The sequence below is a fragment of the Nitrospirota bacterium genome, from assembly GCA_035516965.1.
Taxonomy (GTDB): Bacteria; Nitrospirota; UBA9217; order UBA9217; family UBA9217; genus MHEA01.
In genome coordinates this window covers 121,598-141,834 of record DATIZR010000040.1, presented here as the reverse complement: position 1 = coordinate 141,834, position 20,237 = coordinate 121,598, and the positions used below count along the sequence as shown (strand labels likewise).

The window sequence follows — 20,237 nt, the reverse complement described above, 5'->3', positions numbered from 1 at the left end:
ATAAGCTGGAAAAGGGGCTGGGTGGCTGCTATCCGATCAAGATCGAGGGCAGGATGGAGAACGGGAAATACCTGATCCCGCTCAAAACAATTGAAGCGGAATCAGGGAAATTTTAGCCGAGCGCGGAGCAGGGCGGGCATGACTCGTGAGGCATGCCGTTTAATCAGCGAAATACCTGTGTGAAGCCCGCCGTATCACGGATCCATTCTGCAGGGCCATGTCAACATCCAGCCGCTGATACCGGTCGCTCCGGGCGGACCAGTCCAGGAGCCCGCGCATCCATCGCTTCAGAATGTCCGCATAGGCCTCATAGATCGCTCTATTCCTGCCGTAGTCATCCCCGATCAGCATCGGCAGCTGTTGTTCGATTGCGAAGAACGCTTGAAGTTCGGCATCGCACATTCGCGCCACCATCCGGGTTGCGTCGGCAAGGGAGAGCGCGTGGTCCCGCCTGAGCGTGAAGATGACGTTGCCCAGTCCGCGCTTCATATCACGCCCCAGGCCGGCGCGGTCATTGACCCAGATGCTGTAGTTGATCGCCAGCCTCTCGAGCCGCTGGATAAAGAAGTTGTCCAGAAGCGGTCGTCCGTCTATCTTCCCGGCGACTGCCATGAGATCGATGCAGGGAGCAACACCAACCGCCATGTGCCTGACCTGAAGGTACATCGCGGTGTTGGCATTCACGTCCGTCGTGGGGCCTATGAGGCTCTCCCAATAAGCGCCGAGGACATACTCCCGGAGATGGTGCACCATGCGCTCATACCAGCGGGCGAATGCATCGCCGCCGAGCAGCCTGACCTTTCGCAGGAAGTCGGAGAAAGCATGAATGCAGCACGGGTCGCCTTCGACCGCAACGGCCCCGCCGAGTATCTCCAGGTGTCTCCTGCATAATTTTTCGGTATAGGACCTGGCCTCATTCTCGAGTCCGTGGTCCATATCCATGACGTCATCAAAAACGAAGAACCACGTCATGAGGTGGCTGTGGATGATCGCCGCTTCGACCGGAAGATCATAGAGCTGATACGCCGGCAGCAGATCAAGACGGGTGTCACAGTATCGCTGGTAGCCTTCTTCGCCGGGCGGGATTTTAAAGCTGCGTGCCCACGCGCGGTGTTGTTCCCGTATCCCGGCATGGTTCTCGTGAACCCTGCTGGTGATCGGACAGGTTATCTCGACTTCGAAGGGGGCCTCATTCCGCAGTCCGGCGTATCGGAACACGACCCTGCCATCATCCAAAACAGTATATCCCGTTTCTTTCACAAACAATCACCTCGCAAGAACGCGCTTCGTATCATGGCTTAACCTGTCCGACAAATCTCCCCTGATACATGGCATGGCCGTCGCACTCTTCAAATATGAACTGGCAGATCCTGGTTCCTGGATACAGGGCTAAGGGTGCATGTCCCAGATTGACTATTTCCAGGACCTGGTGGTTCGCGATGCCCGGATGCATGAACCCGGCGGTAACATGCACGGCCAGCCCGAAGCGCGCAAACCTGCTTCTTCCTTCCAGCCGGCCGGATATGTTGTCGGCAAGCGTAATTTTCTCTCTCGTGATCCCGAGGATCATCTCGCCGGGTTTTATGACGATATATTCGCCGTCTTTGACATGAATAGCTTTCGTTATATCCTGGAAGAGAGAGTCATTCTTAATGTGATAGATCCTGGAGCGTTTTTTAAAGATCCTGAAATCATTGCCAAGGGTAAGATCAATGGAGCCGGGACCGATCTGCTCTTTGTCGAGCGGCTCGATGATGATCGATTTCCTCTTTAACGCTTTCAAGATCTCTTTCCCGATCAGTACACTCATTTTAGCTGCCTTTCAATGATTATTTGCAGACGATAAGTGCCGCACGTCATACTCCCGGAATATACCATGGAATCACGATTTCAAACAGTGGTATTCAATGCAGGGTACCTGACCGCACGAGAACCGTCGAATATACGAGCAATATGTATTCCATAAAAAAACAGATACCATATATGACTTCCCGGTTCAAGTCTGACCGCCGGCGTTCCCTGTTGATGATGATGCAGAGTTACCAGCATCCCTTCCGCATACGGCATCCGATATCTGTCGCCTGCAACAAAAAAAGCGCGGGATACAGCCTCCATCCCGCGCCTTGCATTTTTATTCGATACATTTTCAAGGCGTGCAAGAAACAACCACCGGTCATGGGATTGTGCGCGGTCAATGCTATCATGCTCAGGCGCTCTTCTTCCCTGTCATGATGCCTGAACCCTGGCAGGGCTCCCCATGTGATGACGGTCGGTGCAACGTGGTTGTCATGCGGCCTTTCTCTCTTTTGCGAGTTTCGCTTCGGGAAGCTTTGCCGCGAGAACGTCGACTTTCTCGATTACCGGCGGCTTCGCCAGGAGCTCGGGGGCCTTAGCCATCAAGGCGGCTGCCACCCTTCCCGAGAGATGCGCCTGCCGTCCCTTCTCGTCAGGGAAGGCATCGAAAATGCCGAACGTTGACGGGCCCAAACGGATTCCGAACCAGGCCGTCGTAGCCGGCTCCTCCTCGACGATCGGAAGACCGCTCTTCAGAAAACTCTCGACTTCTGCTTCTTTTCCCGGCTTGGCTTCCAGGCGGACGTACAATGCTACGGTAACCATAGGTCTACCTCCTCTTCCTGACATTCCTCTTTCCTTTAAAGTATACCGCAACTGCCAATAACGGTTAGAATAGATTCCTGTTTAAACGATTAAAGACTTTGGTATGGGAAATCATGGTATGTGAGATGAAAAGCTCTCGTTGCTTGGCTCGTCTAAGGACTTATGGAAGTGGTGGATGCAGTTTCTCACTCGTACCTGAGCGCCTGGATCGGGTCCTGGAGCGCGGCCTTGCGGGCCGGGTAGACGCCGAAGAACACACCGACAGCCGCGGAGAAGAAGAACGCCATCAGGATCGACCAGAGCGAAACGCTGGTCGGCAGTACATCCACGAACACGGGGATCAGGAGCGCCAGTCCTACGCCGATCAGGATGCCGATGATCCCGCCGGCGCCGGAGAGCGTCATGGCCTCGATCATGAATTGGGCCATGATGTCCCGGTTCCTCGCGCCCAATGCCTTCCGGATGCCGATCTCCCGCGTCCGCTCCCGGACCGAGACGAGCATGATGTTCATGATCCCGATGCCGCCCACGAGCAGCGAGATACCTGCAATGCCGCCGAGCACGGCCGTCAGGACGCCAAGGATCGTATTCATGGTCGAGAGCATCGCGCCCTGCGTCTGGATCGTGAAGTCCTCCTTGTGCGCGTGGCGACGTATCAGGATGTCCTTGATCTGCGAGATGGCGCGGTCAACGTCCTCGGCCCTCGGCGTCGAGGCAAGGATCTCGAAGAGCCCGTCCGTGTCGAACAGCTCCTGGCCGCTCGTCACCGGTATGAACACCACGTCGTCAATGTCCCATCCCAGGCTCGTCCCCTTTTTCCGCATGACGCCGATCACCCGGTAGCGGGCATCCGACAGCATGACGACCTTTCCGAGCGGCGACTCATCCCCGAAGAGCTCGTCCTTCACCTTTCTGCCGAGAACGATCACTTTCGATTTTCCGTCCACGTCTTCCAGGGCGACGAATGAGCCGGTATCCACGAAAAGGTTACGGACCCGTTCGAATTCGATCGTGGTGCCGATGATGGTGGTATCGCGGCTGCGGTTCTGGTACTTGACCTTGCCCGTGCCGAGCACGATCGGGACTGCGTCGGTCAGGAGCCACGCCCGCCGCCGGAGCGCCAGGGAATCGTCGTAGGTCAATTTGCGCACGGTGCCCGCCGAGGGCGGGTGGAAGCCGCCGCTGGTGCTCGTCTTCCCGGGCGTGATGATCAGGAGGTTCGTGCCGAGACCCGTAAGCTCCCCGGTAATGTAGACGCGCGCGCCCTCGCCGATGGACACGAGCAGGATCACGGCCATGACGCCGATGATCACGCCGAGCATGGTCAGGCCCGACCGGACCTTGTTCGACAATATCGCCTCGAAGGCCACCCTGAAGGTTTCGAAAAAGTTCATGCCTGCGCCCTGTCGTCCAGAATCTGGCCGTCCTTCAGCGTGATGATCCGCCTGCACTTCGCCGCGACGTTCTGGTCGTGGGTGACGATGATGACGGTGACGCCCTGGTCATTGAGGCCGGTCAGGATTTTAAGGATATCCTCGCCGGAACGGCTGTCAAGGTTGCCGGTCGGCTCGTCCGCGAGCAGGAGCGGAGGGTTGTTCACGAGCGCGCGGGCGATCGCCACGCGCTGCTGCTGTCCGCCGGAAAGCTCGGTCGGCTTGTGGTCCATCCGGTCCCCGAGACCGACTCTTTGCAGCAGCGGCAGGGCGCGCTCCCTGCGCTGACGCGCAGGCACCCCGCTGTAGATGAGCGGCACTTCGACATTTTTCAGGGCGGAAAAACGGGGAAGGAGGTTGAAGGTCTGGAACACGAAGCCGAGCTTGCTGTTTCTGACCGATGCAAGCTCATCATCGGTCATCGTGCTGATCTCCCGGTTCTCGAACCGGTAGACCCCGCTGGTCGGCCGGTCGAGGCATCCGATGATGTTCATGAGCGTGGATTTGCCGGAGCCGGACGGCCCCATGATGGCGATCAGTTCGCCCTTTTGGACCGCGAGGGATACGCCGGAGAGGACCTGCAGTTCCATCTCGCCCATCCGATAGGACTTGGTTATCTTGGAAAGATCGATCATTACGCGTCAATGTGCTTATGCGTGAATGCGGCGGATCTACTCCACCTTCACCTTGACCCCGTTCTTCAGGCCCTCCGCCTCGGGCGTGGTGATGACAAACTCCCCGACGACAAGGCCTTTCGTGATCTCGGTGAAGCTCCAATTCGTCTCGCCGACCTCGACCGGCCTCAGCCGAGCGATGGCTGCCGCTCCGGTCTTCAGCGACTTCCCTTCGGCAATGAACACCTGCTTCCGGCTGTCCCGCTCCACGACGCACTGGGAAGGCACGGATATCACGTTCTCGAGGGTCGTGATCAGGATCTCGATGTCCGCCGACATGCCCGGCTTCATCCGGGCGTCCTTCTGGTTGAAATAGATCCAGACGTCGGCGGTCCGGGTCTCGAGCTTGCCGCCGCTCACGATCGGCGATATCCGTCCGACCACACCCCGGAATTTTTCCCCGGGATAGGCGTCCACGGTGATCGTGACCGGCTGGCCGAGCTTGAGACGTCCCACGTCCACTTCGTCGATCGTTGCCAGCACGTAGATCCGGTCGGGATTCACGATCTGGACGATCTGTTTGCCCGGCAGCAGGAGCTCGCCGACCTCGGTATACTTCTTCGCGATCACGCCGCTGAAGGGTGCCAGAATGATCGAATAATCCCGTTTCACGCCCGAATCGGCCTTCGCGGCCTCATACTGGGATTTTGCCACCTCATAGGCCTTGCGCGCGGTGTCAAGATCCTGCTGGGCGACCATGCCTTTCTCGAACAAGCCCTCGGTCCGCTTCAGGTTCTTGTCGGCCTCATCATAAGTCGCCTTGCTCTGGGCCAGGACGCTTTCGCTCTGGACCGACTCCTCGGTCAGGTCGAGCCTGCAGATGAGCGCGCCGGCCTTTACGATATCGCCCTCGCGGACCGGAAGCGCCACGACCCTGCCTGTTCGCTGCGCGGAGAGCGTTACTTCCGTTTCCGATTTGATCGTGGACGTCGTTGTGGCGTTCACGACCACGCGCAGCTCGCCGGGTTTGATTTCCGTAACCTTGACCGGCACGGGCTTCTTCCCGGTGAGCATGATGACGGCTGCGACGACGGCAACAAGCGCAACAATCCAGATAAGGGTCTTTTTCGTCATGAATGCCATATATGCCGATCCTGAATGGGGCATTGATAAAAGCGAATTACCGGCCTGAAAAAGTCCTGATCCTTCATCCCAGAATCGTATAAATCAGCGCAAAATAATTTTTTAGGCCCTTAGTCCTGCATTGAAACGGCGGTATTCTAATCCACCTTCTCGGCCTTGTATTCCAGCCTCTCCTTGATGCTTTTCATGAACCCCCGGGCCACCTCGCCGAGCTTCTCGGCAACAACGATGTCCTGGAGCATGCTGAACCTTCCGGTCACATGGCCTTCGATGCGGTAGGTGATCTCCGTCTCCTCGTCATTGACCCTGCGGAGAAGGACCATGCCGGCGGCCTTCATGTGCTCGCCCGTGGCTTCCCAGGAAAGCCGTTCGTTCTCGACCATCTCGGTCGTGTGCGTATTCATCTCCAGGGTCCTGCTGAACGGCCCCAGCGAGAACTTCACGGTCCAGACCGAATCGAGATCGTTGATTATCTTCACTCTAACGCATCCCGGGAACAGGCAGCCGACCTCCTTGCGGTCGGTCATGAAGGACCAGACATATTCGATCGGCAGCCTGATGGTGAAGACAACTTCTTTCGATGGCATAGCCCCGACCCTCCTTTTACCCGCTTGTCTCCAGTCTCCTTATTCGTACCGCGAGCCCATCGCCTTGAGCAGCCGCGCAATTGCGAGAAAGTAGTCATAGAGCGCCTGAACGTGGTCTCTCTCGGCATTGACCGCGGAAAGCTGCGCATCGGTTACCTCAAGATAAGGACCGATGCCGGCCTCATATCTGCCTTGCGCGGTCTCCAGGTTCTCTCTGGCCTTTTGCAGCGAACTTTCCATCACGTCGATGCGCACCTTGGCGCTCTCCATGTCCGCGTAGGACTGGTTGACCTCAAGCAGGATCGACTGCCGGGCAGCGGCCTTCTGGAACTCAAGGGCGAGAAGGTTCGCCCGCGCCTCGCTCACTTTGCCCTTGGTGAGGCCGCCTTGGAACAGAGGAACGCTCAGGAGAACCCCCGCGTTCCAACTGTTGCCTATATCACCCCGGAATGCTCCCATTTCGGCGGTTCCCGATGCAAGATTGTACGAACCGTTCGCCGAAAGCGTCGGGAAATAGGCCGCTTCCTCCGATTGCAACTGGGCCTTGGCAGCCTCGATGTCCGCCTCTGCTTTGAACATTTCGGGACGGTCCTTCAGCGCATCCGCCTGCGCCTGTTCCAGGGTCGTCATTGCCGGGACCGCTGGGAGCTGGTTCTCGATCTCCGTCGGTTGTCCGGGATCGATGCCCATGGCATTGTTCAGAACAATGGTCTGAATGCGGACGCTGTTCTTCGCATTGATCAAGCCGAGCTTGGCGTTGTTCACTTCCACCTCGGCGCGGGTCACATCGAAGCGGGGCTTGGAACCAGCCAGAAAGAACGCCTGGGCCTGTTTTAAGTGACTTTCGGTCTGTTCGATCGTCTTTTGGGCAACTTCTACAAGCTTCTTGGCCGCGAGCACTGCATAATACGCCTGCTTCACACTGAGGACGACGTCCTGAACCGTGCGTTCGAGTTCATGTTCAGATGAACGCGTGCCCCATCGGGCGGCATCGAGCGCGTTGCCCGTCTTCCCGAAATCATACAGCAGAACGTTCAGGGACAGTGTGGTGTTATAGCCTTTTGTCACGCTTGACCCGAAGGCGCCGCCCGCTGCCCGGGAAACAGAGTATCCGGTGCTGGCGTTGAGCTGCGGCAACAGGGGGGAGCCTGACTGCGTTTCGCGGCCCTTGCCGGCGTTGACTCCCTGCTGCGCCGCCTGTATGGTCGGCTGCTTTCCGAGCGCGGTCTCTATGCAGTCGCGCAGAGTAAGCGTTTGCGCCGCAAGGGCCGGAGGGGACAGGGCCGCAGAGGCCAGCAGGAGCAGTATGAAAACGCTACGACGCAATCGTCCGTACCTCTTGGCAATTATATCATGCTGACTCCGGCCCGGGCAGGGCAAACCCCCGGCCGTGCAACATTCACGTTCAGCCCGCGAGCCGCGAGATCAGCGTCATCACCGCGCCGGACAGGAGCGGTATTGCAAGATTATCGTTCACCGGCAGCGGCAGTATCTCTATGCCGGCCGCGGCGATGGCTCCGACGAGAATGACGCCAGGCACTACCGGAATCCCGGCAAGCGGCAGGAGGAGGCCGGCTACGGCAGCGGCAGCAACAAAAGCGATGGTCCCTTCGAGGCTCTTATCGCCGATCTTCGTTCTGCCGAAGCGCTCTCCGATCGTGGTTGCCGCCACGTCCCCGCATGCCAGAAAACAGATCGCTGCCGAGGCGATATCGCTGCGGAACAGATAGCAGCAGAGCGCGATGCCGAGGATGTACGGGGCGGTGCCGGTGAGCTTCGCGGCCTCGTTCTGGCGAATGAAACCGGGGAACCGCAAAAAGATGAATTGGTTGAGGGCTGCCACCCTGAGCCGCGTCACATCGAGAGCAAGGACGATAAGGAGCAGGACCGCGTAGACAACGAGCGCCTGTCCCCTGCCGAGAATATGGTAGAGAGAGAGCAGCCCGAGGCCTCCGAGCATATGATACAGCTTCCGTCCCGTGTGTTTCATATCTCCTCATCCCTCATGGACAGAAACCCGCCCTCGCCGATCCGGCGGGAATGCAGGGCAGTACGCGGTCTTATTTATGGGGAGGTGCGAACGGCATTGGGCAGCCCGCAGACGGGGTTCATATCGCACCGTTCGCATTCGATCTGGATCGTGCTGTGCATGATCTTGAATCTCGCGGAGAGCATCGCCCTGATCCGGTCGAGCAGGTCCCGGTTCAGGCTGACGAGCTGGTCGTCAATGATGACGTGGGCGCTCATGGCATAGACGCCTGAGGTGATGGTCCAGACGTGGATATGATAGGCTTCGCGTACCCCCTCGATCTTCTGGAACTCCAGGCCGACCGCATCGATGTCGATATGGGCGGGTGCCGCCTCAAGCAGGATATTGACCGATTCCTTGACCAGGGCCCAGGCCCCGTAGACGATCACGAGCGAGATCAGGATGCTCAGGATCGGGTCCACCAGGTACCAGCCGGTATAAAGGATGATGACGCCTCCGATGACGACGCCGACCGACGACAGGGCGTCGCCGAGGATATGCAGGTAGGCGCCACGGATATTCAGGCTGTCGCTGCTGTGCTTGTTCAGGACAAAGGCGCCGACGATATTGGCCACCAGACCGATGGCCGCGATAATCAGCATGAGTTTGCCGCCCACGGGCTCCGGGTGCCTGATCCGCAAATAGGCCTCGTAGATGATGTAAAAAGACACCAGCACCAGAACGATGCCATTCACGAATGCGGCGAGGATCTCGAGGCGGTAGAATCCGAAGGTCTTTCGCTCCGTGGCAGGCATGGAGGCAAACTTCATGGCAAAGAAGGAGAGGAGCAATGCCAGATTGTCCGTCAGCATGTGTCCCGCATCAGACAGGAGCGCGAGGCTGTTTGAAAGCACTCCGCCGACGACCTCGGCAACCATCATGAGGACGGTGATCGCGAGTGCGACGAGCAGGTCGCGCTTTCCTCCGGAAGGCAGGGAGAAACTATGAGCGTGACCGTGAGCATGACCATGGTGATCGTGAGCATGATCATGGTCGTGATCGTGATGGTCTTCGTATCGTTGTGCGACCGTCATGCGATATCCCCGTTCTTATCCCCTTTTTCCCAAAACGTCAGGCCACCTGATTTTTTTATGGCGCCGATTTCCGCCGCATAGGCATAAAAAGCGAGCAGCCCCCTTTTCTCGAATTCGGTGAGATCATAGCTGAACGAGCTCCAATAATCGGCCAGCAGCGCGGCCGGAAGGCCGAACCGGCCGGATTGCGACCGGGCCAGTTCGGGAATGTTCGCCAGCCCATACGCCTTCGATGCGACTACTATATCATAAAGCACGGAGAGGTCCTTATCAATGCTTTTCTTGTAGTTCACCTGCCAGAGGGCGAACACAAAGGGCAGGCCCGTAAACTCGTGCCATACCTTCCCGAGATCGAAGAGATGGGGGTATTCAATCGTCGGCTTCGTCTTCAGGGCGAGGTCTCCGATGAAGAGCATGGCATCTGCACGCCCGTACGGGTCGTCGATCCCCTGTGCGAAGGTCGTATAGACCGGTCGCACCTTCTTGTAGCGTTCCAGAAGTATCCTGAGCAGCACGACAGAGGTTGCAGAAGCAGACGTCAGGGCCACCGTCCTCCCATCCAGTTCTTCCATCGGAGCGCGGCTCTGCAGGATGATGCTTTTGACCTCATGGGGCGACGTGATGGACAGCCCCGGCAGCAGCAGATAGCGCCCGGGATTCATTGCATACTCTATCGAGGAGGAGGGCGATACGTCCACGCTACCCGCGTGCAGCATGCGGTTCAGTTCTGTGGGGATGCCCTCGACGAGCGCGAAGGGAAACGGTATCTTCCCCGTCACGATCCCGGCATGAGGCGGGAAGCAGTTTGAGTAGATGATATGACCGAGTTTGAGCATCGTTAGTCCGGCACCTCGAACCCCGAAATGGGTGGAGAGTATGCGATTTCATTCAGAGAGCCGTTCGCTATTGCATTCTGAGAGGCCCCCGTTCTGCATGTTCTTTGTGTTCTTCAAAATTAAGCATTGATATTCGATCCTGTCTTCAAGGCCGCGCAAACCATCCCCTCGAAGAAGTATTCCGCCCACATTCTCACGGACTTCTGTCTGGCAAGGGAACAGTGAGGGGGAACATACTTCCAGCCACGGCAATCAACGTCCGGGAGAGGTTCGGCGGGAAGTTACGGGTATCGTTCCGAAAGAAGATCACGGGGGCGGGTGGAGAGTGCGGCTCAACGCTTCTGCCGGGCGATATCCTCAAAGTTCATTTTTCGTAGCATTTCCGTGAATCGTTCCTGGATGGTGGCCCAGACGGGATTGACGGGGCAATGTTTCGAAAACGAGCACGTTTTTTTATCATACAGGCAGCTGTTCAGATAGACCTTCCCTTCTATCGCCTCGATAACATCAAGCATGGAGATATCCCGGGCCTGACGGGCGAGGGAAAACCCGCCCTTGACTCCCCGGTAGGATCGGACGATCTTTGCCTTCACGAGTTTCTGCAGTATCTTCGCGAGAAAACTTCGAGGAATCTTGTACTCCTCGGAGATTTCATTCACAAAACTTATCTTATTGAACGGCTGGCGCGTGAGATACAGGACGCTTCGTATCCCGTAGTCCCCTTCCCGTGTGATCTGCATGTACGTACTATAGCAAACCTGTCCTCCTTGTCAAGATTATTAGCTTCAGGGACCGGTCCGGAGCAAACCTGCCGGCATCAAAGATTTTTTTATTCTCTTTTATGGTATAATGATCCTGCAAAAAGGAGTATGGGTGAAGCTCTCACTGATCATCACGGCATTGGTACTGGTGGGGCCCGTCCTCGCTTCTGTCCCTGCAGGAGGCGAGAGCGGGGCCGCGGATCGGCATGCACGCGACGCCTCCCCTGCCGCGGAACGTCCTGTGCTCGTGCGCATCGCTGACGCATCAGTCAGCCCGCTCCACCTCCTGCTCGCCGCAGAGCAGGAGGGCGTTGACTGGGCGGCGGGCAAGATCAGGGTCACGGGCATCGGAATGCCCCCCGCGAACGCCGCGAGCCCGACGATTCGAAGAGAGCTGGCGGAGCGTGCTGCCTTGTCCGATGCAGAGCGAAAGCTGGTCAAGGCAGTCTCCGAGATCAAAGTCGGTTCCGACGGTAACGTTCGATCGCACATGGGTGAGCGTGACTTTACCGAGAAGATCCAGGGCTACATCAAAGGATACCACGTCACGGGAGAGCGGGAACGTGACGATGGCGGGATCGAGATCGACGTGGAACTGCCGTTGAACGGGCAGAACGGCCTGTCACGGCAACTGTTTGAGTAGCGTCAACAAACGATGGGTGACCTTAAAGCTCCATTGCCGGTAAAACCGTTCGTGGGCATGCTTTCACCCGAAGCGGACCTGTTCCTTCAATGTGCGGCCATCCTGGCTGACGAATACGGTCCCCTCGACATGGAAAGCGAAACCGAGCCATGGCCGTTCTCGGACTATTACCGCGAGGAGATGGGAAACTCCCTATTCAGGAAGTTCATCTTTTTCCGGCGCGTCGCGCCGCCGGAGGTCCTGCCGCGCTTGAAACATTTCACCACGGCGCTGGAAAAAAGATTTTCCCTTGATTCCCCGTCCGGTGCCCGGCGAAGGATCAATATAGATCCCGGATACGTGACCGAGGCCAAAGTCATTCTCGCGACGACCAAGGATTACGCCCACCGCCTGTATATCGGTGAACACGTCTACGCCGAGGTCACGCTGAGATATGACAGCAGATTGAATACGTTCGCAGCCCTTGAACATACCTATTTTGATTTTAGGACGGAAGACTATCTACGATTATTCAACAAGGCAAGGGACGGGCTTCGGCAGCAGCTCGGGCGGAAACCGGGGTGAAGGAGCCGCATGAGTTCATGCGGTCGTGGACGCTGCTGGTGCAGACGGGGATTTGTCCTTCCAGTCGGGATTCAGGGAACAGACGCTGGCTGCCGACTTCAGAGTCTCGGGCGGGATGAACTCATGGACCGGGAGATTGATCCTGTCGAACGGGATGACCTCCTTCTCAACGAAGCTTACGCGGAGCTTGTTCCACATCACGAACTCCCGTATTGACTGCCGAATCTGCTCATGGACCATCATTTCGATGACTTCGAAGCTTATTTTCCCGGTTTTCAAGAAAAGCACGCCGATCGGAGCCACGGCGCTCTTCTTCTGATTCATCAAGATTTCCAGAAGCTCGCCTTCCGTGATGATGCCGTCCTCGACGAGGAGATCCCCGATGGCGCGGGAATAGGGAGAAGATGCCTGCAGGACCTTCCCCTTATGAAGGATGATGGTTCCGATGTTGTTGCCGGACTCAAGAACTAACTCTCCGGTCGCTTCTTTGAGCCCGAGGAGCAGCAATATATCCTGCAGGGTAAATCCTGTCGTTTCGCATTTCATCGAGATTTATTTAACCACAAAAAGATTGTCCTGTCAAACAAGGATTCACCCGGTTGCACTCAGTCCGATGAAACGGCTTTCAGAGAGCCTCCGTCCGCAGGACCACCGGTGCTCTTGGAACATTCAAGCGCCGCTTTGACGATGCGGCCGAGTTCCTTCGCCTTCACCGGTTTGTTGACGTATTCGAACACTCCCAGGCTCAGCGACTTCAGATACGTCTCGACCGCCCCATATGCGGTCAGCATGACCACGGGAACTGAAGGGAGAATCTGTTTCAGGAGAATAAGGAATTCGAGTCCGTCCATTCCCGGCATGCGATAATCGGTGATGACGAGATCAACCTTGGTCCCTTCCCGCACTACGCCCAGGGCGGACTGGGCGTCGGGTTTCGCGATGACCTTGTACCCGAACCGGTTCAACACCTCACCGAGGCTCCTCAGGTTTTCCAGCTCGTCATCAACGAGCAGCAGCGTCTTCATGGTATCAATCTCCCTCCGGCATTCCCCCGACAACCCTCGTTTCGTGCCGGTTTCATTCTGCATCATGATGGACCAAGGTCCCGTTCTAGCCTTGTCTTATGAATACGCCTGAGCGGGCCTCTCTTCGGTCGTAATGCCGTGCTTCTGGATCTTGCTGTAGAGCGTCGACCGGGGAATCCTGAGCATCTTTGCTGCAAGATGCTTGTTGCCGTGACATTCCCGGAGGGTCCTCACAATCAATTCCCGTTCGGTTTCCTTCAGGGAGAGCCCCTCATGCGCCGACGGGACTGCTTGAGCCCCCCCCTGGATCGATTCCGGAAGATCAGACGGCATCAACTGGCTTCCCTTGGCCATCACCATGGCGTACTCGATGGCATTGATCAGCTCTCTGACATTTCCCGGCCAGGGATATTTGATCAGCATCTCCATTGCAGCGGCTGAAATGGACGTCACCCTGCTTCCCGCTTTGTAGCGTTCCACGAAAGAATTGGCCAGAAGCGGGATATCGCTGGTTCGCTCGCTCAGTCCCGGGAGCGTTACGGAAATGACATTCAACCGGTAGTAGAGGTCGTCCCGGAACAGCTTCCGGGTAACGGCTTCATGAAGGTCGGTGTTCGTAGCAGCGATAAGCCGGAAGTCTACGTAGATCGGCTTTGTCCCGCCGATGCGCTGAAATGACCGATCTTCCAGAACCCTGAGCAATTTAACCTGGAGCGTCAAGGGCATGGTATCGATTTCATCAAGAAACAGGGTTCCGCCTTCCGCGGCCTCTACCCTGCCGATAGCCTTCTGGACGGCGCCGGTATATGCGCCTTTCTCATGGCCGAACAGTTCGTTCTCGATCAGAGTTTCCGTGAACACGCCGCAATTGACCGCCTGAAACGGTCCCTCGGCGCGAAGTGACCCGCTGTGAATCGCCCGGGCAACGAGTTCCTTGCCGGTGCCGCTCTTTCCCTGTATCAGGACCGTGCTGTCGGAGGGAGCAATGTTCTCGATGATCTCATTGATCCGTCTGATCTTCGGATGAGCGCCGATGATCTCATAGTTTTTCTTCAGTCTCCTGATCTCACCCCTCAACTGCTTGTTTTCAATAAGCGAATCATAATAGGTTCTCGCCCGGTCCAGGATCTGGAGCAGATGGGGCGGGGAATAGGGTTTTGCAAGAAAGTCGAAGGCGCCCATCTTCATGGCCTCAACGGCATAATCGATGGTTCCCTTTCCGCTTACCATGATCACCTGCGTTTCCGGTGTTTGCGCCTTGATCGACTTGAGCAGATCTATTCCGGTGATATCCCGCAACATGAGGTCGGTTATCACGACGGAGTATACCTCGCGGGTAGACGATTCCAATGCTTTTTTCCCATTTTCCGCAACCGCGATCTCGTACCTTCCCTCTTTTTCGACGATCTCGCGAAGAGACTCGAGAACAAAGGGTTCGTCATCCACAAGCAAAATATGAGGTCTGCTGCTCATCTTTCCACAGTCCCCGGCTTTTAATTACTAAACCAGCGCGTGTCGCTGCCTATCATTTTAGAGAAAAAAGAGGGAAATCTCAAGTTCTTATCGGTATCCTTCCAAGAAACTTTAACGCCCAGGAACAAGATATTGTCTTCAAACAGTGATTAACGACTTGACTGCACGGCCAGGACCAAGTTCATACTTTAATAGTATAGCAGATTTCAGGGGAATCAAGGGTCTGCATCGTAGAACCGGAGTAAAAGCTATTCTTTTTTGCATTGCGTGCTATCAGGGCATGTTCCGGCGGTAGCAACCGCATCACGATGCCTGTACTTTCTTAACAAATATCTCCCTTGTAATATCCTTGTCTACGGCGATCATGGTTTCACCGAGCTGGATCACATAGGACGGCCTTTTCTGATGCAGCTTCACGATGCTGCCGGGAACGACCCCCATTGCAGAAAGTCTATCAAGCCGAGAATGGGAGCCGGGTGTTATGAACACGATCTTGGCCTGGTCTCCGGGCATGAGATCGGCAATCGGGCCCACGAGAGGCCTCATCTCCTGCTTGAACATGGCGCAGCATTCGCCGCGCGGGATGGGCTTCCCGTCGGGCGAGTTCGGCGGATGGCCGAGCAGTGAGCAGACACTGTCCGTCACCTCCGGGGAAAGAATGTGCTCGAATTTGCACGCCTCCGCCTCAGCCCCATCAAGGGCGAAGAGGTCATAGAACATTCGCAGGGAAAGGCGGTGCCGCCGAACGAGCTCCCGGGCTCTTTTCTCCCCTTTAGCCAGAAGCTCCACGGATTGTCCTTTGATGTCGATCCATCCGTGCTTCGCAAGGTCTTTTAAAATATGTGCGCAGTCCGTGAGAGTACAGCTCTGGACGATCAGGTCCAGGGCAAGTTTCCCCTCTTCTCTCAAGGTCCAGATGATCTCAAACAGCTCGTCTTCCTTTTCGATCTCCGGCAGCACGCACAACGCCGGGTGGCCGGCTTTTCCCTCAACAGTGCTCATGCGGTTATGTTCAGACATCGCTCCTCCTCGGACCATTGGTTCTTGGGTCATCATGCCATCGTTTAGAGTGCTACGTTTAATGCCCTAAGCAGCCAGTTCAGCGCGCCGCCCACGGCGAACGCAAACGGGAAAATGAACGCCACCATATACAGCGCGGCCCTCATCCCCTGCTCCTTGACCATCATGAAAAAGTTCGCGATGCAGGGAACAAACAGGGTAATCACGACAAGACTTACGACGATCTGGATCGGATCGAGCATTCCCTGCTTCGCCAATACAAAGAGACCTGCTGCTCCGTAATCCCGGCGCAAAAAACCGATAACGAATGCCTCGGCGGCTTTGCTCGGCAACCCCAGGAAATTGACCACGATCGGATCCGTCAGCTTCTGCATGTATTCCAGGGCGCCAACTTTATGCCCCACGAAGAGGATGAACGTCCCGAGGATGAATAGCGGTACCGCTTCCTTGAGGTACCACTGCACCCGGGCCAGGGTCTTGACCAGGATATTCGTGAGCTGCGGCACGCGGATCGGGGGCAGTTCCAGTACGAAATCCGACGGTTCGCCCGGGATTGCCCTCGCGGCAAGATAACCTACGAGCAGCATCACCAGGACCACGGTCCCGATCCAAATGGCAGTGGCGTACCCGGAGATGCCGGAGACCATACCAAGCACCACGCCAAGCTGCGCAGAACAGGGCACCCCGAGCGCCAGGAGCAATGTCACGAGGATGCGCTCCTTTCTGGTCTCGAGGATCCGTGTCGTGAGCGTCGCCATGGTATCGCAACCGAGGCCCAGGACCATCGGGAGCACCGCCTTCCCGTTCAGACCCATGATCTTGAATATTTTATTTACCATGACCGCGAGTCTCGGCAGATATCCGGAATCTTCCAGAATACCGAAGGCAATGAAGAAGAACCCCACGATGGGAAGCACGATCGCAACTGAATATGTGAGCGCCATGGTGATAAGACCGTAGTCGCCAACCAGCAATTCCTGCACGAACTTGAACGGGAACACAACATCGACGATCTTCGTGGCCCAGGGATTCAGATAATCTCCGAAAACGGTCTTTTCCAAAAAGTTGACAGCCGTCCCCGCCCCGAGCACGCCTACGAATTGATATACGAGATAAAGTACACCGAGCAGAACCGGCAGGCCATAGAACGGATGCATGGACAGCCTGCCGAGATGAAATGCGATTGCCGAACCTTTTCCCGCTTCGTGGCGGGTCGTTACCTGCGCGAGGAGCTCGTCTGCCTTCTTCATGCGGCGTTGATTGATGAGATAGCCGAGAGAGTTGTTGTATTTCGACTGGATATCCTGCCGTATCTTCTCGATCTCAACGATCACATGGTCCTGCAGGTTCGCGTGGAGCCACGCTTTGAGGCTTTCATCGCCGGCAAGGATCATGAGTGCGAGTGCGCGCCGGGATATGTACGCCTCGGGAAGAAGTGCGGAAACGTCCCTGATACCGCCTTCAATGACGTCTTCGTGCCGGACAGAGATCGATGACGGTCTGGGATGCTGGAGGCCCTTCAAAAGCTTATCAATACCGCTTCTCCTGATGGCAACGGTCTTGACGACCTCTACGCCCAGAATACGGGCAAGCTTTTCCTGGTCGATCATGATACCACGGCTCTTTGCCTCGTCGTCCATATTAAGATCGAGAATGAACGGAATGCCCATTTCCGCGAGTTGCAGGGTGATCAGGAGGCCCCGGCGCAGGTTCTTGGTGTCCGCAACCTGCACCACAACGCCGGCTCGGTCGGTAAGGAGGATGTCCCTCGTTACCTTCTCGTCTTCGGACATTGGCACCAGGCTGTTGACGCCCGGTGTATCGATAACGAGGCTCCGCGTTTTATTGAGAACAGCGTTGCCGTACGTCACCTCCACGGTTGTGCCCGGATAATTGGACACCGTAACATATCTTCCCGTCAGGAGGCCGAAGAGCGCGCTTTTTCCCACGTTCGGGTTGCCGATCAGAAGAATTTTGTGAAGACTCGAATCGCGATCCCGCTCTTTTTCCTGGGAACCATGGTCATGCATGAAATAAACCGCTCCTTGAACGTAAGCTCATCCCGCAGGCTGCTGTTTCTGTTTTCTTCCCTGGCAACTCCTGCACAGGCCGTAAATCTCAAGTTTATGGCTCTGAACCTGAAAACCCCGTTTCCGGGCAACATCCTCCTGCAGCGCTTCGATCCGTCCGTTCTCGAACTCAACGATCTCCCCGCACCGTGTGCAGATGAGATGGTCGTGATGGCCGCCGTCCGATGCCTTGTACTCGTACCGGGTGAAGCCGTCCTCGAACCTGCGCTCCTCTGCCATCCCGGCCCCGGCGAGCAGCCGCAGCGTTCGGTAGACCGTGGCGTACCCGATGCCCGGCTGAGCCTTCCTGACCCGGGCATACAGCTCTTCCGCGCTGACGTGCCTGCCCGCGTCGACGAAGATCCGGAGGATCCGGTCGCGCTGATGGGTGGACTTCAGCCCCTTGCCCGCGAGGTACGCCGCTAATTGTTCCGATGCCCGTTTGTGCATATTCTGATATTGAAAACCATTTTCAACTTTGAGGTTATACCATGACGCCGGGCCAGAGTCAAGCACTTTGCCTCTTTCCCGGACCATAAAAAAGGCCCCTCCCTGCCGGGAGGAGCCTCTCGAACCGTTGGAGCGCATGTAATCAGAACTTCATCTGCCGGTCCCGCTCCTGGTTCCATTTTACCCAGTCATCGGCATCAGCTTTGGGATCGAACTCCTGCGGCTCTGATGCAACACCTTGGGACGAAATGGAGACCTGCTGCATGGCCTTCACGATAACATGCCATTCTTCCAGGGTGACCTCATGCATGGGCGGAGGCACCTCGTGCGGACCGGGGACCGGCACCGGGGCGGTATAGGGGACCTGCTGCCTGTTCGCGCCGTCCTTCGGAGGGCTGGCAACAGAGACCGAACCATCATAGACCTTGACCAGTGCACTCTGGTCTTCCTCCACGTTCACGCGATACACCGTCCCGCGTACGCCCGCAACGGCGTTGCTGGTTTTGACCTCCACCGATGAATCCGGCGTCATCAGCTTTCTCACGTTCGCCCAGAGCTTTCCTACGGCAAGACTCACCTGAACGTTCTTGCTTTCGGTCTTGCTGTCGTACTTCAGCTCGCTCATCGCCAGGTGTGTCTTCTCCGACAGCCTCATCACCGTCCCGTCGGGGAAACGGATCTCGATCCTCGACCGCTCCCCTACCCGGATCTCATGCTCACTTCCGAGCCGATCGCCCTTCCTGAGCGCCCTGCCTCCCGGCCTGCCCTTCGTAAAGACCTGGGCGGTCCCGTCCAGGGCCGTGACGATTGCCTCCTTCCGGGTTCCTGGCTGTTCAGCAGCCGTTGCAACCAACGCGTTGCTCAGCGCAAACACCGCCGCGAACACAAGGAATCGATGCGTGAGACGTTTCATCATACCCGTATCCTTTCTGCGCAAAACAGCTGATCTTCCTATTTAGCCAGCTTGACAATGTCCCCCGGCCTGAATCCGGTCCCGGACCTTGGAGCGGCAATCGACAGGTCCGCCGAATCTCCGAGGTCGTTCTGCTGGACAATGGCTTCGCCAATGGGACTTTCCGTGGTGCCCAGTTTCACCTTCGTGACAGGATCAATGATGTCCTTTCCCGCCCGGAAAATCTTCAGCTTGTCTCCGACGTTCAGGCCGGACTTCTGACCGGCATTGATGTAGAGACTGTCGCCGTCAACCTGGGCGATCCGGCCGGTCCACCTCCGGGTGCCGAGTTTCTGCATCATGTTGACCATCGCCTTGGTCAGGGCGTCCCTGAGCGCCCCGTCTCGAAGATCGGGGTCATAGCCGGCCTTGGACCCCATGCCAAGAACCCTGCTTACGGATTTTGAGTAGATGCCTGCCCCCGAATCGGCCATGATCTGGACGCCCGTTGTCGTGTCGACAATGCGATAATCGACGGTAACCCGTGCGATCTGCTTCTTGCTTTTGGCTACGAGATAATCAGAGCCCTCTTCAGCCTCGGAATAGGCAGTGACCGCCCCGGTCACGATAGCATTCAATCCCAGGACCTGTCCCATCTGGGCCGCCGTATCGGGATTGATGGCGCCTGACGCTCCCATGCGCTGCTGCGCCAGGATAGAATCCATGTCCTGCTGTGGGATCACGATGAAGCGGTCCGTCTTCTGCAGGATCGTGCCGAGGATGTCTGCCGCCGCCTCGCCGATGCCGAGAACCTTCGAGGGCGTCTTGTTCTGGAAGTTCACGACGCCGACCCGCAGCTTCGGCCCCCGGTATTCGTTGACGTCGCTCGTCTGCGGCAGTTCCTTTGACGTTTTGGTCAGTGTGGTGTCGTCTTTGGTCTGTCCCTTCATGCGGGGAGCGCAGCCGCTCGTTGTCGTGACAGCACAAACGGCCGCAATGGTGCAGAGTGTAATAACCAGAAAGCGTTTCAGGATTACCATGTCAT

Annotated in this window: 22 protein-coding genes; 2 read left to right on the top strand and 20 right to left on the bottom strand. The window is 57.0% G+C overall.

Annotated features, from left to right (window positions below):
- Positions 1-159: 159 nt before the first annotated feature.
- The 12 genes from VL197_05185 to VL197_05130 all read right to left on the bottom strand — a co-directional run bounded on the left by VL197_05185 (position 160) and on the right by VL197_05130 (position 11,035).
- Positions 160-1,260, bottom strand: a complete 1,101-nt coding sequence (locus VL197_05185) for a hypothetical protein (protein ID HUJ17368.1) — start codon at positions 1,258-1,260, stop codon at positions 160-162.
- Between the two features lie 31 nt (positions 1,261-1,291).
- The gene (gene dcd / locus VL197_05180; protein ID HUJ17367.1) at positions 1,292-1,810 is read right to left on the bottom strand and encodes a dCTP deaminase; all 519 of its coding nucleotides are present in this window, start codon (positions 1,808-1,810) and stop codon (positions 1,292-1,294) included.
- 476 nt (positions 1,811-2,286) lie between these two features.
- Positions 2,287-2,619 carry an antibiotic biosynthesis monooxygenase gene (locus VL197_05175; GenBank protein HUJ17366.1) on the bottom strand — a complete coding sequence of 111 codons (333 nt, stop codon included), beginning with the start codon at positions 2,617-2,619 and terminating at the stop codon, positions 2,287-2,289.
- Positions 2,620-2,804: 185 nt separating this feature from the next.
- Entirely contained in the window at positions 2,805-4,013 is a 1,209-nt protein-coding gene (locus VL197_05170; protein ID HUJ17365.1) for an ABC transporter permease, read from the bottom strand.
- Complete coding sequence (locus tag VL197_05165; protein HUJ17364.1) at positions 4,010-4,687, bottom strand: ABC transporter ATP-binding protein; 678 nt, start codon at positions 4,685-4,687, stop codon at positions 4,010-4,012. Before VL197_05165 ends, VL197_05170 begins: the two co-directional genes overlap by 4 nt.
- Positions 4,688-4,723: 36 nt before the next feature.
- Entirely contained in the window at positions 4,724-5,809 is a 1,086-nt protein-coding gene (locus VL197_05160; protein HUJ17363.1) for an efflux RND transporter periplasmic adaptor subunit, read from the bottom strand.
- A 137-nt stretch (positions 5,810-5,946) separates the two neighbouring features.
- A complete protein-coding gene (locus VL197_05155) occupies positions 5,947-6,396 on the bottom strand; it encodes an SRPBCC domain-containing protein (protein ID HUJ17362.1) in 450 nt (149 codons plus the stop codon).
- A gap of 39 nt (positions 6,397-6,435) precedes the next feature.
- The gene (locus VL197_05150; protein HUJ17361.1) at positions 6,436-7,722 is read right to left on the bottom strand and encodes a TolC family protein; all 1,287 of its coding nucleotides are present in this window, start codon (positions 7,720-7,722) and stop codon (positions 6,436-6,438) included.
- Positions 7,723-7,801: 79 nt separating this feature from the next.
- On the bottom strand, positions 7,802-8,386 hold the full coding sequence (locus tag VL197_05145; GenBank protein HUJ17360.1) for a hypothetical protein: 585 nt from the start codon (positions 8,384-8,386) through the stop codon (positions 7,802-7,804).
- 74 nt (positions 8,387-8,460) lie between these two features.
- Positions 8,461-9,459, bottom strand: a complete 999-nt coding sequence (locus VL197_05140; GenBank protein ID HUJ17359.1) for a cation diffusion facilitator family transporter — start codon at positions 9,457-9,459, stop codon at positions 8,461-8,463.
- Positions 9,456-10,295, bottom strand: a complete 840-nt coding sequence (locus VL197_05135; GenBank protein HUJ17358.1) for a menaquinone biosynthesis protein — start codon at positions 10,293-10,295, stop codon at positions 9,456-9,458. The genes VL197_05140 and VL197_05135 overlap by 4 nt, the downstream gene beginning before the upstream one ends.
- Before the next feature lie 332 nt (positions 10,296-10,627).
- Positions 10,628-11,035 (bottom strand): Rrf2 family transcriptional regulator, encoded by a 408-nt coding sequence (locus VL197_05130; GenBank protein ID HUJ17357.1) that lies wholly within the window; start codon positions 11,033-11,035, stop codon positions 10,628-10,630.
- Between the two features lie 133 nt (positions 11,036-11,168).
- Here VL197_05130 and VL197_05125 point away from each other — a divergent pair, with 133 nt between their 5' ends.
- On the top strand, positions 11,169-11,699 hold the full coding sequence (locus VL197_05125; protein ID HUJ17356.1) for a hypothetical protein: 531 nt from the start codon (positions 11,169-11,171) through the stop codon (positions 11,697-11,699).
- A gap of 12 nt (positions 11,700-11,711) precedes the next feature.
- Complete coding sequence (locus VL197_05120; protein HUJ17355.1) at positions 11,712-12,263, top strand: DUF4416 family protein; 552 nt, start codon at positions 11,712-11,714, stop codon at positions 12,261-12,263.
- A gap of 15 nt (positions 12,264-12,278) precedes the next feature.
- On the opposite strand, the gene VL197_05115 is transcribed toward VL197_05120, so the two are convergent.
- From VL197_05115 to VL197_05080, 8 genes are all read right to left on the bottom strand, one after another.
- Complete coding sequence (locus VL197_05115; GenBank protein ID HUJ17354.1) at positions 12,279-12,809, bottom strand: DUF4388 domain-containing protein; 531 nt, start codon at positions 12,807-12,809, stop codon at positions 12,279-12,281.
- A gap of 59 nt (positions 12,810-12,868) precedes the next feature.
- Complete coding sequence (locus VL197_05110) at positions 12,869-13,288, bottom strand: response regulator (GenBank protein HUJ17353.1); 420 nt, start codon at positions 13,286-13,288, stop codon at positions 12,869-12,871.
- A gap of 96 nt (positions 13,289-13,384) precedes the next feature.
- The gene (locus VL197_05105) at positions 13,385-14,761 is read right to left on the bottom strand and encodes a sigma-54 dependent transcriptional regulator (protein HUJ17352.1); all 1,377 of its coding nucleotides are present in this window, start codon (positions 14,759-14,761) and stop codon (positions 13,385-13,387) included.
- A gap of 303 nt (positions 14,762-15,064) precedes the next feature.
- Positions 15,065-15,781, bottom strand: a complete 717-nt coding sequence (locus VL197_05100) for a metal-dependent transcriptional regulator (GenBank protein HUJ17351.1) — start codon at positions 15,779-15,781, stop codon at positions 15,065-15,067.
- A gap of 44 nt (positions 15,782-15,825) precedes the next feature.
- Positions 15,826-17,811 carry a ferrous iron transport protein B gene (gene feoB, locus VL197_05095; GenBank protein ID HUJ17350.1) on the bottom strand — a complete coding sequence of 662 codons (1,986 nt, stop codon included), beginning with the start codon at positions 17,809-17,811 and terminating at the stop codon, positions 15,826-15,828.
- A gap of 27 nt (positions 17,812-17,838) precedes the next feature.
- Positions 17,839-18,300 (bottom strand): Fur family transcriptional regulator, encoded by a 462-nt coding sequence (locus VL197_05090; protein HUJ17349.1) that lies wholly within the window; start codon positions 18,298-18,300, stop codon positions 17,839-17,841.
- Between the two features lie 142 nt (positions 18,301-18,442).
- Positions 18,443-19,216: a FecR family protein gene (locus tag VL197_05085; GenBank protein ID HUJ17348.1), complete on the bottom strand. Its 774-nt coding sequence runs from the start codon at positions 19,214-19,216 to the stop codon at positions 18,443-18,445.
- A 35-nt stretch (positions 19,217-19,251) separates the two neighbouring features.
- On the bottom strand, positions 19,252-20,232 hold the full coding sequence (locus VL197_05080; protein ID HUJ17347.1) for a CsgG/HfaB family protein: 981 nt from the start codon (positions 20,230-20,232) through the stop codon (positions 19,252-19,254).
- Positions 20,233-20,237: the final 5 nt, after the last annotated feature.

Coding starts and splice junctions, on each gene's coding strand:
- VL197_05090 (HUJ17349.1), bottom strand. CDS start 18,300: ATGCACAAACGGGCATCGGAACAATTAGCGGCGTACCTCGCGGGCAAG.
- VL197_05165 (HUJ17364.1), bottom strand. CDS start 4,687: ATGATCGATCTTTCCAAGATAACCAAGTCCTATCGGATGGGCGAGATG.
- VL197_05135 (HUJ17358.1), bottom strand. CDS start 10,295: ATGCTCAAACTCGGTCATATCATCTACTCAAACTGCTTCCCGCCTCAT.
- VL197_05110 (HUJ17353.1), bottom strand. CDS start 13,288: ATGAAGACGCTGCTGCTCGTTGATGACGAGCTGGAAAACCTGAGGAGC.
- VL197_05170 (HUJ17365.1), bottom strand. CDS start 4,013: ATGAACTTTTTCGAAACCTTCAGGGTGGCCTTCGAGGCGATATTGTCG.
- feoB (HUJ17350.1), bottom strand. CDS start 17,811: ATGCATGACCATGGTTCCCAGGAAAAAGAGCGGGATCGCGATTCGAGT.
- dcd (HUJ17367.1), bottom strand. CDS start 1,810: ATGAGTGTACTGATCGGGAAAGAGATCTTGAAAGCGTTAAAGAGGAAA.
- VL197_05100 (HUJ17351.1), bottom strand. CDS start 15,781: ATGTCTGAACATAACCGCATGAGCACTGTTGAGGGAAAAGCCGGCCAC.
- VL197_05130 (HUJ17357.1), bottom strand. CDS start 11,035: ATGCAGATCACACGGGAAGGGGACTACGGGATACGAAGCGTCCTGTAT.
- VL197_05120 (HUJ17355.1), top strand. CDS start 11,712: ATGGGTGACCTTAAAGCTCCATTGCCGGTAAAACCGTTCGTGGGCATG.
- VL197_05080 (HUJ17347.1), bottom strand. CDS start 20,232: ATGGTAATCCTGAAACGCTTTCTGGTTATTACACTCTGCACCATTGCG.
- VL197_05145 (HUJ17360.1), bottom strand. CDS start 8,386: ATGAAACACACGGGACGGAAGCTGTATCATATGCTCGGAGGCCTCGGG.
- VL197_05155 (HUJ17362.1), bottom strand. CDS start 6,396: ATGCCATCGAAAGAAGTTGTCTTCACCATCAGGCTGCCGATCGAATAT.
- VL197_05105 (HUJ17352.1), bottom strand. CDS start 14,761: ATGAGCAGCAGACCTCATATTTTGCTTGTGGATGACGAACCCTTTGTT.
- VL197_05160 (HUJ17363.1), bottom strand. CDS start 5,809: ATGGCATTCATGACGAAAAAGACCCTTATCTGGATTGTTGCGCTTGTT.
- VL197_05115 (HUJ17354.1), bottom strand. CDS start 12,809: ATGAAATGCGAAACGACAGGATTTACCCTGCAGGATATATTGCTGCTC.
- VL197_05140 (HUJ17359.1), bottom strand. CDS start 9,459: ATGACGGTCGCACAACGATACGAAGACCATCACGATCACGACCATGAT.
- VL197_05175 (HUJ17366.1), bottom strand. CDS start 2,619: ATGGTTACCGTAGCATTGTACGTCCGCCTGGAAGCCAAGCCGGGAAAA.
- VL197_05085 (HUJ17348.1), bottom strand. CDS start 19,216: ATGATGAAACGTCTCACGCATCGATTCCTTGTGTTCGCGGCGGTGTTT.